This is a genomic window from Sporosarcina saromensis (assembly GCF_033253735.1).
GTDB classification, from domain to species: domain Bacteria; phylum Bacillota; class Bacilli; order Bacillales_A; family Planococcaceae; genus Sporosarcina; species Sporosarcina saromensis.
The window spans coordinates 1-16,013 of record NZ_JAUBDI010000013.1; the positions used below are offsets into that span (position 1 = coordinate 1).

General features: G+C 42.6%; 18 protein-coding genes. 12 read left to right on the plus strand and 6 right to left on the minus strand.

All coding sequences use genetic code 11. The annotated features are described in order from the left end of the window. Positions 1-420 precede the first annotated feature (420 nt). The 3 genes from QT711_RS12980 to QT711_RS12990 are packed head-to-tail and all read left to right on the plus strand — an operon-like array spanning position 421 to position 3,153. Positions 421-1,242 carry an ABC transporter permease gene (locus QT711_RS12980; RefSeq protein WP_317944899.1) on the plus strand — a complete coding sequence of 274 codons (822 nt, stop codon included), beginning with the start codon at positions 421-423 and terminating at the stop codon, positions 1,240-1,242. Between the two features lie 4 nt (positions 1,243-1,246). After that, positions 1,247-2,053, plus strand: a complete 807-nt coding sequence (locus QT711_RS12985; protein ID WP_317944900.1) for an ABC transporter ATP-binding protein — start codon at positions 1,247-1,249, stop codon at positions 2,051-2,053. Continuing rightward, the gene (locus tag QT711_RS12990; protein WP_317944902.1) at positions 2,050-3,153 is read left to right on the plus strand and encodes an ABC transporter substrate-binding protein; all 1,104 of its coding nucleotides are present in this window, start codon (positions 2,050-2,052) and stop codon (positions 3,151-3,153) included. The genes QT711_RS12985 and QT711_RS12990 overlap by 4 nt, the downstream gene beginning before the upstream one ends. 160 nt (positions 3,154-3,313) lie before the next feature. On the opposite strand, the gene QT711_RS12995 is transcribed toward QT711_RS12990, so the two are convergent. Beyond that, positions 3,314-3,814, minus strand: coding sequence for a hypothetical protein (locus QT711_RS12995; RefSeq protein WP_317944904.1), 501 nt, complete (start codon positions 3,812-3,814; stop codon positions 3,314-3,316). A 355-nt stretch (positions 3,815-4,169) separates the two neighbouring features. On the opposite strand from QT711_RS12995, the gene QT711_RS13000 reads away from it, so the two are divergent. Beyond that, complete coding sequence (locus QT711_RS13000) at positions 4,170-5,462, plus strand: ABC transporter permease (RefSeq protein ID WP_317944906.1); 1,293 nt, start codon at positions 4,170-4,172, stop codon at positions 5,460-5,462. Between the two features lie 48 nt (positions 5,463-5,510). Here QT711_RS13000 and QT711_RS13005 read toward each other — a convergent pair whose 3' ends face one another. The 4 genes from QT711_RS13005 to QT711_RS13020 form a co-directional block, all read right to left on the minus strand. Next, positions 5,511-6,479, minus strand: coding sequence for a DMT family transporter (locus QT711_RS13005; RefSeq protein ID WP_317944908.1), 969 nt, complete (start codon positions 6,477-6,479; stop codon positions 5,511-5,513). Between the two features lie 15 nt (positions 6,480-6,494). Further along, positions 6,495-7,721: a peptidase T gene (gene pepT / locus QT711_RS13010; RefSeq protein ID WP_317944909.1), complete on the minus strand. Its 1,227-nt coding sequence runs from the start codon at positions 7,719-7,721 to the stop codon at positions 6,495-6,497. A 105-nt stretch (positions 7,722-7,826) separates the two neighbouring features. Continuing rightward, positions 7,827-8,486, minus strand: a complete 660-nt coding sequence (locus tag QT711_RS13015; protein WP_317944911.1) for a lysoplasmalogenase — start codon at positions 8,484-8,486, stop codon at positions 7,827-7,829. Between the two features lie 55 nt (positions 8,487-8,541). Next, positions 8,542-9,438 (minus strand): LysR family transcriptional regulator, encoded by an 897-nt coding sequence (locus QT711_RS13020; protein ID WP_317944913.1) that lies wholly within the window; start codon positions 9,436-9,438, stop codon positions 8,542-8,544. Positions 9,439-9,549: 111 nt separating this feature from the next. Here QT711_RS13020 and QT711_RS13025 point away from each other — a divergent pair, with 111 nt between their 5' ends. Further along, a complete protein-coding gene (locus QT711_RS13025; protein ID WP_317944915.1) occupies positions 9,550-10,572 on the plus strand; it encodes a YeiH family protein in 1,023 nt (340 codons plus the stop codon). 47 nt (positions 10,573-10,619) lie between these two features. Here QT711_RS13025 and QT711_RS13030 read toward each other — a convergent pair whose 3' ends face one another. Continuing rightward, complete coding sequence (locus QT711_RS13030; protein ID WP_317944917.1) at positions 10,620-10,841, minus strand: DUF2187 family protein; 222 nt, start codon at positions 10,839-10,841, stop codon at positions 10,620-10,622. A 254-nt stretch (positions 10,842-11,095) separates the two neighbouring features. On the opposite strand from QT711_RS13030, the gene QT711_RS13035 reads away from it, so the two are divergent. The 7 genes from QT711_RS13035 to QT711_RS13065 all read left to right on the plus strand — a co-directional run bounded on the left by QT711_RS13035 (position 11,096) and on the right by QT711_RS13065 (position 15,186). Then, entirely contained in the window at positions 11,096-11,359 is a 264-nt protein-coding gene (locus QT711_RS13035; protein WP_317945055.1) for a metal-sensitive transcriptional regulator, read from the plus strand. An 85-nt stretch (positions 11,360-11,444) separates the two neighbouring features. Further along, a complete protein-coding gene (locus QT711_RS13040; protein ID WP_317944919.1) occupies positions 11,445-11,924 on the plus strand; it encodes a DsrE/DsrF/DrsH-like family protein in 480 nt (159 codons plus the stop codon). An 82-nt stretch (positions 11,925-12,006) separates the two neighbouring features. Beyond that, positions 12,007-12,303: a rhodanese-like domain-containing protein gene (locus tag QT711_RS13045; protein WP_317944921.1), complete on the plus strand. Its 297-nt coding sequence runs from the start codon at positions 12,007-12,009 to the stop codon at positions 12,301-12,303. Positions 12,304-12,354: 51 nt separating this feature from the next. Further along, positions 12,355-12,918 carry a sulfurtransferase TusA family protein gene (locus tag QT711_RS13050; protein ID WP_317944922.1) on the plus strand — a complete coding sequence of 188 codons (564 nt, stop codon included), beginning with the start codon at positions 12,355-12,357 and terminating at the stop codon, positions 12,916-12,918. Positions 12,919-12,966: 48 nt separating this feature from the next. Next, entirely contained in the window at positions 12,967-14,094 is a 1,128-nt protein-coding gene (locus QT711_RS13055; RefSeq protein WP_317944923.1) for an MBL fold metallo-hydrolase, read from the plus strand. Positions 14,095-14,123: 29 nt separating this feature from the next. After that, entirely contained in the window at positions 14,124-14,351 is a 228-nt protein-coding gene (locus tag QT711_RS13060; RefSeq protein ID WP_317944925.1) for a sulfurtransferase TusA family protein, read from the plus strand. Positions 14,352-14,412: 61 nt separating this feature from the next. Further along, entirely contained in the window at positions 14,413-15,186 is a 774-nt protein-coding gene (locus tag QT711_RS13065) for a sulfite exporter TauE/SafE family protein (RefSeq protein WP_317944926.1), read from the plus strand. Positions 15,187-16,013: the final 827 nt, after the last annotated feature.

The window sequence follows — 16,013 nt, forward strand, 5'->3', positions numbered from 1 at the left end:
TTAGAAAAGAGATTATCGATTATACTAGACATAGATAGTGCATCCTCCTTGGTTTTTGTAGTGATTAACCTTGAGGATGCCCTATCTTTTTTGTGTTTACACAGACTATTGTACGTCACCCAAGGAAGCGAGTTCCACGCTCAAGGAAGTGGGTTTCGCGCTCAAGGAAGTGAGTCCTGCGCTCAAGGAATCGAGTTTCGCGCTCAAGGAAGTGAGTCCCGCGCTCAAGGAAGCGGTTTTCACGCTCAAGGAAGTGAGTCCCGCGCTCAAACCCAACTGCCTCCGACTACAAAAATCCCAAATCTCCCAAATGCCTACCCACACCGACAAAAATCCCTCTCAATCCCTAAAATCCAGCCCATTCTGCCCAACCATCTGAATAGGCGTATACATATTAATGATATGAAGAGGTGGTGAACGTTGAAAAAAGATCGAGTGTTTGTTGAACAGGATCCGTTTGCGGTGGAACAGCGGGAGTGGAAGCAACGACAATCAAAGGAACGGTATAAGCAACTGTTAACAATTGCTTCTCCGATTTTCCTATTGCTCGTATGGGAAGTGTTGTCGAGGACGGGAATCATGGATATCCGCTTTTTTCCGCCACCTTCCGCAATTATCGGCACGTTTTTCGACATGGTGACGAGTGGTGTAATGGCTGAACATATCGGCATTTCGTTGTACCGGATTTTTGCTGGATTCCTAGCAGGCGTTATACCTGGAGTTGTCATTGGGTTACTGATGGGGCTTTATTCTCCAATTCGACATTTTGTACAGCCAATTGTGATGGCGCTTATGCCAATTCCTACATTGGCTTTGCTCCCGATCATCATTATTCTTTTTGGGATTGGTGATTTGTCGAAAGTCGTTACGATCGCTGGAAGTGTTTTCTTCCCTGTCGTTATTAATACGGCAGCAGGTGTGTTAAATATTGACCGAATTTATTTGGACGTTGCGAAAAATTATGGAGCCGGAAAGGTGCAGTTCTTTTTCAAGATTGCGTTACCCGGGGCATTCCCGGTCATGCTGGAAGGCATTCAAATGGGGCAGGCAATCGCCTTGTTGACAATTGTTGCCGCAGAAATGATGGGGGCTACCTCTGGAATCGGATACTTAATATGGACGTCCTACAAAGCCTTCCTGCTGAAGGAAATGTATGTCGGACTCATTCTGATTTCATTTTTCGGCTATCTATTCTCCTTATTGCTTCGCGGTGTTCAGAAAAAGTTGCTACCTTGGAGGTGATGAGATGCGTAAAGAATCGAAAATTGAAATTAGAAATTTAACGAAAGCCTTTTACAAAAAACAAGCAAGTGTGACAGCGCTAGACGACATTTCCCTCTCGATTGGTGAGGGGGAGTTTGTCTGTATTGTCGGACCGAGTGGTTGTGGTAAAACGACGTTACTTCGAATTCTAGCTGGTCTTGAACAACCGAGTGTAGGGGAATTCGAAATTCGTTCCGTACAAGAGGGACGCCCGTTGCAATCAATGGTGTTCCAAGAAAGGGGCATCATCCCTTGGCTAACGGTGAAGGAAAATGTCGCATTCGGATTAAAGATGCGAAAAATGCCGAAATCACTAATTCGAGATCGTACGGACTATTATTTGAAGAAAACCGGACTGGATAAGTTCGCACATTTGTATCCAAAAGAACTATCAGGGGGCATGAAACAACGGGTAAGCATTGCCAGAGCATTTGCCAATGATCCGGAAATCTTGCTCATGGATGAACCGTTCGCAGCGTTGGATGAACAAAACAAATTTATCCTCCAAGAAGAATTGTTATCAATCTGGGCTGAAACAAAGAAAACCGTAATTTTCATCACCCATAGCATAGATGAAGCATTGCTGCTCGGAGATCGAATTTTATTAATGAGTGCTCAACCAGGCAAGATCATTAATCAAATCCATATCGATACGCCAAGACCTCGTACGATTGAAGATATACGGAAAGACCCTGTTATGGCGGGACAGTTTGTCGACATTTGGAATCATTTGCAACACGAAGTGCAACGTTCAAGAAAAGAAAACGGTCGAAAAGGGGAGAAAACATGAGGAAAGGATTTCGAGTTGGATGGATGTTGTTAGTTGCGTTTGTTCTATTACTCGCAGGCGCATGTGCCAAGAAAGAACCTGCAAAAGAACCGACGGATGGGAAGGATCCGGGAGATACAACAGTAGAAGTACCATCCGGAGACTTAGCGCCGCTCGATAAGCGTGTGAAAGTGTTAATCGCAGAAGATGGCGCTGCTTCAGGAGCGGGCTTCTATATCGCGAAGGAAAAAGGCTACTTTGAAGACTATAACATTGAGGTGGATTTCGCGGATTTCGCCAACAGTGATGATATGCTGCCGGCACTAGCGGCTGGGGAAGTGGATATTGCAGGAGGCGTCTCGACTGCTTCATTCTTCAATGCAATTGCGCAAGGTATCGACGTGAGGATCATTGCAGATAAAGGACATAATATGCCTGGAAAATCGTACTTCTCGTTTGTAATAGGCAATCATATGGTGGACGAAATAAAAGATTATCCGGACTTTAAAGGCAAGAAGATTGGCGTATCGTCCAGAAACTCGATTGATGGCTATATTTACGAAGAAATGTTGAAACATGCAGGATTAACAGAGGAAGACGTAGAGTATGTCCATATGGCTGACTTTGGTACAATGTTAGGAGCAATCGATTCGGGAACAATTGATGCAGCGCTTAGTATTGAACCGTTAATCGCACAAGGAATTGCAGAGGGGTTCCACGTACGATTTGGAGACACGACCGATTATGCGCCTGAATCACAAATTGCTATGGTGCTTGCTTCACCGAAATTTATGGGGGAGGAAGAAATCTCCTTACGCTTCATGGCAGCGTATTTAAAAGGCGTAAGAGATTACAATGATGCCTTCTTCAAAGACATTGGCAAGGCTGAAATCGTTGACATCATGGTGAAGCACACGGCATTGAAAGACCCTGAGCTATGGGATCGCGTCTTCGTGACGGGACTCGATCCAAACGGCAAAATGTTCGTAGAAGATATTAAAAAGCAATACGACACGTACAACGCAAATGGAGCAATTCTAGGAGATATCGATTTTGATAAAGCAATTGATACATCATTGACCGAAGAGGCAGTAGAAGTTATAGGGGTTTACGAGGAATAAATGATTTGCACAGCGTGAAACCAAGGTTCTCGAAACTTGGTTTCACGCGATTTTTGATTCTATGGAGTTTTAACTTGTCCGAGCTTCATTGATACCTTAAAGAAATATTTCCAGAAGTTGTAATGCTTGATGGTGAGGAACAGTTGAATGGTATCCCCCATTACGGCTTTACGGTGATTGAAAAGATGAAAACCGCTTCGCCTTTTACGTCTTCAGTCCACTCGGCAATGACATGATAGTAATACTTTCCCTTTTCCTCAGGAACGGTAATTTTGTTGTCGATTACGTCAATCGGAGTTCCAGGATCATCCTCGCCTGCATATAGAAACACACGATAATTATCTGGTTGTGGCACATTAGAATTTGCGTCAGCAGATAACCCCAGTATAATTTTTTCACCTGGACCGCTCTTAGTAGGAATTCCATCTTCTAATGCTCTTGTTGGGTTAAACGGTTCAAATGCGCAAGATTGCTCTTCGTCCTCCCAGCAATGCTTTGAATACTTGGGCTTAAATGCAGCCATTCTCGTTTGAAAGAGTCCATCTGGTCTACCAAGTTCAACCTCTTCATTTTGTAATGAATCAGGTGCCGGTGTCTCATTAGAACAACCTCCTACTATGAAGGTGGCAGAAAAAAACAACAGTATTACCCAATTCTTCAAATATACTCTCCCCCTCTAGGTTACTTATTCAATATATTACCATTAAAAATAATTTATTTAAATAAAAATTTAAGAATATTTAAAGGGTTATTGGTGTGGGTGTGGAAATAGTAATAAGTGTAAGAAAAAATACTATTTAGGAGGTGTAAGTAATGAAGAAACTTGTTGGATTGTTGGTTGCATGTAGTATGGCTCTAGTCATGTTTTCGGGCACAAAGTGTAGAACTATCTAGGAGAATCTCTGCAAGATCAGTGTTCTCCTAGATGGAAATATCTATTACATAATATACATAGAATGTACTGCGTATGCTGGTAGGCACACCTCCCACAGAGTAAAATGATTGGAGTTGTCATTATGTTGAACTTAATACAATTCGAATTGACAAAAGTGATGAAATCTAAATTCTTTCAACTAATGCTTCTTATTTCTTCTATTTTTGTGCTTACTTATTTTGTTTTTATCTATACCAATACAATTCGAGCAAACGACTTACAAGCAGAGTCAGAAGCAAAGATCATTAACGTTTCAAATGAACTGGCTGAACTAGAGGAATCTATCAAGAAAGGCGAAGTTAAAGCGGATGACGAAGAAGTAGTTTTGCGAATTACTGATTTAAAAGGCATTATCGAAGAACATAAAGTAAAGCTAAACGGATATAAAAATGAAGATTGGATGGCCTTGTTAGATATGGAATTGGATCATTTGGAACCGATTGTGAAGCGTGATCTTGCTAACTTTGATTATTATACTTCTACATGGCAGACGCTTTTTACAACCGAAACCAATTATGAACAGTACAAATGGATGCGGGAACACGAAATCATTCCCGTTTACCCGATTAACTCGTTAGCTTATCGAACGGCATATGATGTTGTTTATGATTTACCTGGATTGGAAGAATCGATTAAGAAACTCAGTACGAAATATTCATCTACAGGTATTTATTATGTGCACCATCTGTTCTCGGTTATTTTTAGTGTTTTTGGGGCCAGTTTTTTTCTATTGATTTTTGGAGATATCGTCACAAGAGAGCGATTAGGCACAAGCGGACCGATTCTCTTGCTTCGAAGCCAACCCATTCGACGTGGTTACATCCTTGTGAGTAAATTTGTAACGGTCGTAATTGCTACGCTCCTACTCCTTTTCGGTATAGGCGTTTTCGCTTTATTACTCGGAACCATTTTCGACCGCCTTGGCCATTGGAATTATCCAGTGCTCATATACGGGGAGAAATATTCATTTTATTTTATGAATATGAGCACATTTTTAATCAAATCGATGATTTTATTCATAATGGTACTCTTGTTTTGTTATGCCCTGTTGTTTTTATTCTCCGTCCTAACAAAAAGAGTGCCTGTAGCGATAAGTTTAGTGCTCACTATACTATTTTTAGGCATGAATATGAGTGAGGCATCGTCCTTATCCGCCTTTGCTCCTTACAGTCCATTCCACTACTTTTCAGTTTCAAAAGTAGTTACAAACGAACTGGCCGTAACGATGAAGAACTTTACGTTTTCGTTTTCAACAGGGATGATGACGCTCGCGCTAGCAACTGTGCTCGTATTGATGGCTACATTTTTGCTCGCTACACTACAAGAAAAATTAATCGTTCGTAGACCGGCTAAGATTCGAATTGAATCGGCTTGAAGCAAAAACGTTCCATGATCGCGATAAATCCGCATCATGGAACGAGCGTTATTCGGGGAGGTTGGCAGTTTTATGTTTATTCGCGACAGCCGTCTGATAACTATGCAAGCCCATGCCAATGATGATGACTACTACGCCAATTAGTGATAGTGTGCCAGGTAAGGCGATATGTAAAATGAGCATTTCGCCAATCATTGCAAAAATAAGCTCAGTCGACTGGGTTGCTTCCACGGCTGCAAGTTTCCCTTGGTCATTTTGAACAAGGTCCGTTGCCAGGAAAAATAGTGTCGTCGCGATGACGCCTGAACTAACGGCGACAATTAACGATTGGACGACTTGATTTGTAGACGGTGGACCGACAGTGAGTAGTGCATAAATTGCAAATCCAATCCAAACAGGGATCGTCATCAATGTCATAGCAAGGACACGTTGAAAAGTATCCAATCGACCTTGCAATAAGTCCATCATTTTTCGGTTTCCTAACGGATAGGCAAATGCAGCAAGGAGTACCGGAAGAATGCCGAGCACGAATGTCCGCGCGTCCACACTGTTTGCATTCGGTATTTGAATGATCACAACCCCTATAAATATGACCAACGTAATCCCCAACGACGCAAGCGGAATTTTTTGTCGGATTCGTTGCTCACCGTGCTTCGTCTGAACGACGATAACGAACAGTGGTGCAAGCAGGACCCCTGCAACAATCGTCAGTTGCCACGTTCCTGCCAGTAACCAACCGGGACTATAGCCTGCAGCAAACGTCAAAGGCGCGTAGAATAATACGAATGCAACGACACTCCAAATGAAAAACGGAACTGGCGTAGCGAGCATCGCTTTTCGCATATTACCGAGCCCCTTTCGATAAGCGACAATGGCAATAAGGAAAGGGACCATGAAGAAATAGCGGAGGGAAGCACTCCATAACCAGCTGCCTCCCGACATTTCCATCGATCTATTTAAAACGAAAGTGACTGCAAAAAATAACGCAGAGATGATCCCAATCCAAATGGCTTTCATAAGGGGTAAGCCTCCTTAAGCGCGTTCCTCGAATAATTGAACAGCTTGGATAATGACTTCTGTTGCTTTTACCATATTGTCTGCGGAAATATATTCATACTTTCCGTGATAGTTTTCACCGCCTGTGAAGATGTTTGGTGTTGGCATCCCCATATAGGAAAGCTGTGAACCGTCCGTGCCGCCGCGGATAGGAACAATATTCGGTTCAATATCGAGCATTTTGAATGCATCCGCAATAATATCCACGATTTCCATGACAGGCTCAATCTTCTCACCCATATTGAAATATTGCTCCACGAGTTCCAATTCTACTGCATGATCACCGTGTTGTTTTTTCATCTGCTCCGCTGTTTCAATCATCAGCTGTTTGCGCGCTTCGAACGTTTCACGGTCAAAATAACGGATGATGTAACTCAACTCCGTCTTCTCAACAGACCCGCTCACATCCATTAGGTGAATGAACCCTTCATACCCATCTGTTTTCTGAGGAATTTCATCGACGGGCATCGCTGCTTGAAATGCATTAGCAAGTAAGATGGAGTTCACCATTTTATCTTTTGCGGAACCAGGGTGCACATTCGTTCCGTGGAACGTTACTGTTGCACCTGCCGCATTAAAACTTTCGTATTGAAGCTCACCAATCGGTCCACCATCCATCGTATATGCATAATTTGCTCCGAATGCTTCGACATCGAATTTATGTGGTCCACGTCCAATTTCCTCATCAGGTGTAAACCCAATGCGTAATTTTCCGTGTTTAATTTCTGGGTGTTGTATCAAGTACTCCATGGCTGTCATGATTTCAGCAATTCCGGCTTTATTGTCAGCACCGAGTAATGTCGTGCCGTCCGTCGTTATCAATGTATGCCCGACATAGTTTTTTAACTCAGGAAACGCAGAAACGGTCATCGTCGTGTTTGCATTCAACTGGATATCCTGTCCGTCATACGCATCGATTCGTTGAGGATTGACGTTTTTCCCTGTGTAGTCCGTTGCCGTATCAACATGTGCCAAGAAGCCGATAACAGGCATTTCTTTGTCCGTATTCGCAGGCAGTGACGCGAATAAATAGCCGTTTTCATCTAACGTAATTTCTTCCATTCCGATTTCTTGCAGTTCCTTTTCAAGAACGTGCAGCAAATCCCATTGTCCTGGCGTTGAAGGTGTCGTCGTACCCTTTTCATCAGATTGTGTATCAATTTTTGCATAGCGTGTTAGACGTTCAATCAATTTTTCTTTCATTCGTAACTACCTCCCGAGGTTAAAGTGCGTTTATTGTATCGTCAGCGTCCATGTAGCCTTGAATCTATTATATGGACGCGTTGTATACGTGATAAATAGCTATGTTCATCTTATCAGATTGTTTCGATTTACGGAATACTTAACGACGCGACTTCCGATACTAGCAGCAATCAATACTTGTGCTGCGTAATAAGTGATCATCACGAACGCATCGCGGTAAGGGATTTCGACGATAAAACGGTCAATTGCAAGGACCGAATCGGAAAACATGAAGAGTAACGCACCGATGATGGCGAGTTTTAGTCCGGTTTTTATCGCCATCCAGCCCATCGTTAAAATGACCGCAATGTACGCAAGTATGGCGATCCCTAAAACGAATTGATCGGCCATGAATTGGGAGCCCGCAATCCAAACGGCCATTCCAATTCCGTAGGCAAGTAGTAAAATCGCTACCCAAATAGGAATTTTCTTTCGAGTAGCTTGTTTAAAGGCGAAAATATAGATGACATGTCCGATGAAAAACGTCACCAATCCTGCCATGAACCAATAAATGACACCGTCCGCAATCATACAGATGAATAACCCGAACAGGATTCTTTTTTTATAGGTTGAAGAGACGAGCGGTAAAGTTAAGGCGCCAAAGAGAATGATGAGTGCCATCGGAATCAGTTTCATGAATATTTTAAAGCTAACCGGCTCCGGTGGAATGAAAAAGATATAAACAGCGCTAAAAACAATGATTGCTGCTACGACTAAACTTCTCACAGTATGTACATCTCCTTTCTCTCATGTAGTTCGAGAGAGAGAAGGGAAATTCCTGCTAATTGAGTGTCGTTAATAATTTATTCGTCCGTAAAATGTCGATAAAGACATCGAGGGCTTTCGTTTGAAAGGGTGTACTCGTGACAATTGAAAATTTTCTTGGATAAGGGAGCCCTTTTACGTGCATCATTTGTAAATCACCACACGTCAGCTCTTTTTTAATGGACCAGTGAGAGAGAAGACTAATGCCAAGGCCAGCCTCAACGGATTCCTTAATCGGCTGCGTACTGCTAAAATTCATCAGTTTTTTCGGGGCAATTTGATGTTGGTGAAATAAATTATCCATTGCAGCCCTCGTTCCTGATCCTTGTTCCCGGGCAATCCACATTTCCTGTTCTAACGCTTTTAACTCAATTGCGTCCCGCCTGTTAGCAAGTGGATGCGTTTTTGAACAAACAATTACCATCCGATCTTCCGCGAAATCTTCTACGATTAATTTCGATGCATTGAATGAACCTTCTACAATTCCGATGTCCAGCTGGTGACTTGCGACTAATTCCGCAATTGTTGTTGTGTTTCCAATCGTAACGGTAGGCAAGATGTCAGGATAGTTCACTTTTAAATTGGCGATAATACGTGGTAGGACATATTCTCCAAACGTGTAGCTTGCGCCAATTGACAACGGTCCACTTGCTTTATGTACGACATCATCGACAAGATTTTGCATTTTCGTATACAATGCGAGAATTTCCTTTGCGTGATGATACACAATTTCTCCTGCCTGATTGAGCCGAACGTATTTATTCGTCCGCTCTAACAATCTTGACCCGATTTGCTCCTCCAACTGCCGAATGTATTGGCTGACGGCGGGTTGCGTCATGTGATGCTCTTCAGCCGCACGCGAAAAGCTCTGTTTCTCTGCGACTGTTATGAATACTTGTAGCTGCTGATCCATGATGACCCACTCCTCTCTATTAATAACTGATTACTTATCATACCTATTATTATAATTTATTTTACTTATCATATGTACACGTTTATTCTAACAGCAGGAGGTGTTTGCAAAATGGCTTCAGATTCTGTGACTAACAAGAATGGGAATAAAAATGCCTTATGGATCGCCGGGATTGCTTTTACATTTTTCATTGCACTCTTAGGATTTTTATTAGCAAAAGTGCCTGGTTTTGACCATATTGGCCAATTGGCAAGTGCCATTATTATTGCAGTAGCGTTCAGACAAATATTTGGCTATCCCGAAATGCTTCGTGCAGGGATTACGTTTTCGTCTAAAAAGCTACTTCGATTAGCAATTATTTTGTACGGATTGAAGTTAAATATCGACGTTGTCTTCAAGGATGGGTTAGGTCTCTTAGTGAGGGATGCGGTCATTATTGCATTTGCAATCGGGGCAATGGTGTTACTCGCAAAGTGGATGAAGGCGGATAAAAACATCTCCCTCCTATTAGGTGTAGGGACGGGGGTATGTGGAGCTGCCGCCATTGCTGCGGTTGCGCCAATCGTAAAAGCGAAGGATGAGGATACGGCAATTGGTGTCGGCATCATCGCACTGATGGGGACAGTATTTGCAATCGGCTATACAATATTGCGTCCAATCGTTCCGCTTATTCCGACAGATTACGGCATTTGGTCGGGCATGAGTTTACACGAGCTTGCCCACGTAGCCATTGCGGCTGCACCAGCTGGAGAAGATGCGTTAGCAATTGCGCTACTTGCGAAGTTAGGTAGAGTATTTCTTCTCGTACCACTTTGTTTCATTTTCATTTATCTCATGAAACGTAAAAGCAAAGGGCAAGACGAAGAACAGAGTAAAATTGAATTCCCATGGTTCCTCGTTGGGTTCATTTTACTAAGCATTTTCGGTAGTTATGTATTAGGGCATTCCATTCCTGTATCTGCTGGTTTTATGGAAGGCGTCAGCACACTTACAACTTGGTTATTGACTGCTGCGATGGTTGGTCTCGGATTGAACGTCAGCTTGAAAGACTTACGGGATCGTGCCATGAAACCGTTGTTGGCCATGACGATTGTGTCAATTTGCGTTTCTGTGTTAGCCTATTTTATTATTTGAACAAAAAAAGGACTCTTCGCTAGTGGAAGAGCCCTTTTTCATATAAATTAATGGACAGAATAGTTCTTGTGTGCAACGACAGTAAGATTGGATGCAGCTCCAATCCGGTCAGCATCATCGTCTGAAATCTTTACAATGACTGAGTTCTCGAGAATCTTTTGAATCGTCCCGTTCACTTCATGATCATTCCGAACAAATGTGATTTCTTCATCGATATGACGAGCTGAGACAAAATCAGAAACGTCTTTCTCCTTACGTGGAAAAGCCAATCGAATCCCTCCTATTGTCTTTTTTCATCATGCATTCCGAAAGAAAAAATGCTTAGGCTTGTCCTAAGCAAGTAGAATGCAAGATGAAAACAACTAGCTGATTGAAAACGATGTGCATCAAGTTGTCTAGCACTAGTATAACATAAATTGTCGAACTTTGCTGAAACGTAAACGTATTAAAATGAATATAGTTGACAGAATACCTTAAGGGGTATAAGATGTTTACTATAAAGTTAAGAAAGGAGCTGTTCGATTTGCATTATGATGATAAAGTCGTAAATCGACTTAAACGAATAGAAGGTCAGATAAAAGGCGTGCTACGAATGATCGAAGAAGGCAAAGATTGCAAAGAAGTCGTCACACAATTATCTGCATCTCGTTCAGCAATTGACAGGACGATTGGCGTCATTGTCAGTTCCAATATCATTTCCTGTATTCAAAATGCAGATGAAAATAATCCGATGACCCAAGAAGACATTGTGAAAGAAGCTGTAGACTTGTTAGTAAAGAGTCGATAAAAAATCATTGACTCTTTTCTTTTTCTACGGTAATATACCTTACGGGGTATGGTAATTTAATTTACAAAAAGAAAGGGAGATTGAATTGACGGAAACAAAAAAGACGACCATTGTTTTATTCAGTGGAGAGTACGATAAGGCTATGGCCGCCTACATTATTGCAAATGGAGCAGCTGCATACGATCATGAAGTGACGATTTTCCACACATTTTGGGGATTGAATGCGCTTCGAAAAGAAGAACAAATACCTGTGAATAAAGGATTCCTTGAAAAAATGTTCGGAAAAATGATGCCGCGTGGTGCGGATAAGATGGGCATTTCAAAGATGAACTTTGCAGGGTTCGGTCCAAAAATGATCAAGCACGTCATCCAAAAGCATAATGCAATGACACTCCCACAATTAATCGAATTGGCGCAAGAACAAGATATTAAGTTAGTTGCATGTACAATGACGATGGATCTGTTAGGCCTTCAGCAAGAAGAGCTAATGGAAGGCATTGAGTACGCCGGCGTAGCTGCTTACTTAGCGGATGCAGAAGACGGCAATGTGAATTTGTTTATTTAATTCTAGAGAATAAAAACAGTATAAAGTGATCGATTCTTGGTTGAATGGTCACTTCATGCAACAAAAATAGGAGGTTTTGGACGTGAAAGACATTACGACAAGTGAAGTGGCGAAGAAGTTGGCTGCAAAGCAACCAGTGCATCTGATCGATGTGCGTGAAGTCGATGAGGTAGCTCAAGGGAAAATTCCAGGGGCGGTTAATATTCCACTTGGTTTGTTAGAGTTCCGTATGCATGAATTGGATAAATCGGTTGAATACACAATGGTTTGCCGTTCCGGTGGCCGTAGTGGAATGGCGACACAACTACTTGAGAGTCATGGCTATAAAGTGGTTAATATGACAGGTGGTATGCTTGCCTGGGAAGGCGACGTGGAGTAACAAATTTTTTTATTCACCAATATACCCCTATGGGCATAAAGGAGTGCTGAAATGATACAGACAGATATGATTGTGGATGCGAAAGGTTTGGCGTGCCCAATGCCAATCGTGAAGACGCGGAAAGCGATGAAAGAATTGGCGCCGGGCAATGTTATGGAAGTTCAAGCGACGGATAAAGGATCGACAGCAGATTTGAAAGCGTGGGCGACGAGTGCCGGTCATCAGTACTTAGGTACGACTGAACAGGATGGGACACTTACGCACTATGTAAGAAAGTCGAATTCGGAAGAAATACAGGAGAAAACGTACCCCCATGTTGTTTCAAATGAAGAATTGGAGACGTTGCTGGCGAATCGGGCGGAAATTGTTCTTTTAGACGTTCGTGAAGAGGCGGAATATGCTTTCGGACATATTCCCGGTGCAAAATCCGTGCCTCTCGGAGAACTTGATGATGCGTTATCGATTGATAAAGATTCCCTGATCTATGTGATTTGCCGCAGTGGAAGTAGAAGTGATTTGGCAGCACAAAAGCTGACGGAAGCAGGGTTTGTGAATGTGAAAAATGTTGTCCCTGGTATGAGTGGTTGGAATGGAGCATTGGAAAAGTCCATGTGATTTGTGTTGGTTTACAAATTAAACGAAACGTAAGAGGAGGCTATAAGTATGACGGTTACAGCTATGACAGCAGGAGAACTTGCTAAAAAGGTAATTGCAAAAGAATCATTTTTCATCTTGGATGTGCGTAATGAAGATGCATTTGAAGATTGGAAAGTGGAAGGCGAAAATATTCAATACTTGAACGTTCCTTATTTCGATTTGTTGGATGGAGTCGAAGACGTTCTTGACCAAATTCCAACGGATAAAGACGTTGTGGTCATTTGTGCGAAGGAAGGTTCTTCAATCTTTGTCGCAGAAATGCTTTCTGAAGAAGGGAGAAACGTTCACTATTTACAAGGTGGTATGAAAGCTTGGAGTGAGCATTTAGAGCCTGTTAAAGTCGGTGACCTGAAAGACGGGGGAGCTATTTATCAATTCGTTCGTATCGGTAAAGGTTGTCTTTCGTATATGATCGTCTCTGACGGAGAAGCGGCAATTATCGATGCAACGAGAATGACAGATGTGTTTATTAACTATGCAAATGAACTAGGGGTAACGATTACGAATGTCCTCGACACCCATTTGCATGCGGATCATATTTCGGGTGGACGTAAAATTGCGGAGGCGGTCAATGGTGTTTATTGGCTTCCGCCAAAAGATGCAACGGAAGTGGTTTTCGAGTATGAGCCGTTAGAAGACGGTCGGACAATTACAGTCGGGAATACGAAAATTGATATTCAAGCATTGTATTCTCCTGGCCACACAATCGGTTCGACGTCCTTTATCGTCGATGATGCATACCTGCTTTCAGGGGATATTTTATTCATCGACTCGATCGGACGACCGGATCTTGCAGGGTTAGCGGAGGATTGGGTTGGCGATTTACGTGAAACGTTGTATCGCCGTTACCGTGAACTTGCGGAAGATCTAGTTGTTCTTCCAGCTCACTTCATGATTATTGAGGAATTGAATGCGGATGGCAGTGTTGCTGAGAAGTTAGGCACTTTATTCGCAAAAAATCATGGGTTGAACATTGAGGATGAAGCGGAGTTCCGTGAATTGGTAACGGGCAATTTACCGCCACAACCCAATGCTTATCAAGAAATTCGACAAACGAACATGGGGAAAGTTGTACCAGACGAAGACACACAACGCGAGATGGAAATTGGTCCAAACCGTTGTGCAGTAAGATAAATCACACACACTAAAAGGAGAGGTTTTGAATGAATATCGCAAAAGTATTAGATGCAAAGGCGTTGGCGTGCCCAATGCCGGTCGTACGTGCAAGAAAGACGATGAAAGAAATGGAAACTGGAGAAATTCTTGAAGTCCTTACAACGGATAAAGGCTCCGTTGCTGATTTGACAGCATGGGCAAAGTCTAGTGGTCATGAAATGCTTGACCAAAAAGAAGATGCAGGCGTTTTCACGTTTTATATTCAAAAAGGTTAATTAGCATGGAGGGGGTATCTAACCAGGTACCCTTTTCCTAATGAAAAGGAGGAATTACGAGATGGATTTGGCGTTTATCATTACTATATTCCTCATAGGTTTTGTGGGGTCTTATATTTCAGGAATGGTTGGAATCGGTGGCTCGATTATTAAATACCCGATGTTGCTATATATTCCGCCAATGCTTGGACTAGTTGCATTTTCTGCACACGAAGTGTCCGGAATTAGTGCAATTCAAGTGTTTTTCGCCACGATTTCAGGTGTGTGGGCATATCGGAAAAGTGGCTATTTGAATAAAACACTCATTATCTATATGGGTAGTGCGATATTGTTAGGAAGTTTCATCGGCGGGTATGGCTCGAACTTAATTTCCGAGGGAACGATTAATCTCGTATATGGTGTTTTAGCAACCATTGCAGCGGTGATGATGTTCGTTCCTAAAAAGGGACTTGACGATATCCCGGCAGATCAAGTTGTCTTCAACAAATGGCTCGCGGCTGGCCTTTCATTCATCGTAGGAATCGGAGCTGGAATTGTCGGTGCAGCGGGAGCGTTCATTTTAGTACCAATTATGCTTGTCGTATTAAAAATCCCAACTCGCATGACGATTGCAACGTCTCTTGCGATCACGTTTATCTCTTCCATTGGTTCAACGGTCGGTAAGGTTGTGACAGACCAAATATTATACGGCCCGGCAGCTATTATGATTGTAGCCAGCATTCTTGCCGCTCCATTAGGGGCAAAGGCTGGGCAGAAGATGAATACGAAAGTACTGCAAACGATCTTAGCAGTGTTGATTTTAGGAACAGCGATTAAAATATGGTTGGATTTTTGAGTCAGTGAGTGACTTGAAGGTTTTTGGTAGAAGCGAGGCGAAAGAGGATGATGTCCTTTTTCGTATCGCTTTTTTGGATGGGGGCTTGAGCTTTGATAACTGGAAAAGTATCCGGTGAACGAGTCAGATTGAAGATGAAAAAACGTAATAGTGGAGAATCGGTGATAAAGTGTCCCGAATCGGTGATAACAGCTCGAGAATCGGTGATAAAGTGCTTCGAATCGGTGATAACAGCCCGAGAAACGGTGATAACGTCCCCTGAATCGGTGATAACGCTGCATAACCGCCACGTGCCTCTAATCAAACCGTTAAATTGTCAAAAGCATTTCTGCGCGATGTTTAACGCCATCTACTTTGATCCACCCGCGAAATCGATTCGCTGCGGGTTAGGGAAGATGCCTTGAAGACATGGCATACTAAGTGTAATTAATTCCCATTAAATGGGCGAGTGGTGATAAAAGCAGATTGAGCGGTGATAACAAGACGTCGAGCGGTGATGAAACCTTCTTAAGCGGTGATAATCGGAAAAATGGTCTGTTGACGTGCTCGTTTGAGGATGAAAATGGAGTGGAAAGTGGAGAATCGGTGATAAAGTGTCCCGAATCGGTGATAAAGTGCTTCGAATCGGTGATAACAGCCCGAGAAACGGTGATAAAGTGTTGCGAACCGGTGATAACGCTACATAACCGCCACGTGCCTCTAATCAAACCGTTAAATTGTCAAAAGCATTTCTGCGCGATGTTTAACGCCATCTACTTTGATCCACCCGCGAAATCGATTCGCTGCGGGTTAGGGAAGATGCCTTGAAGACATGGCATACTAAGTGT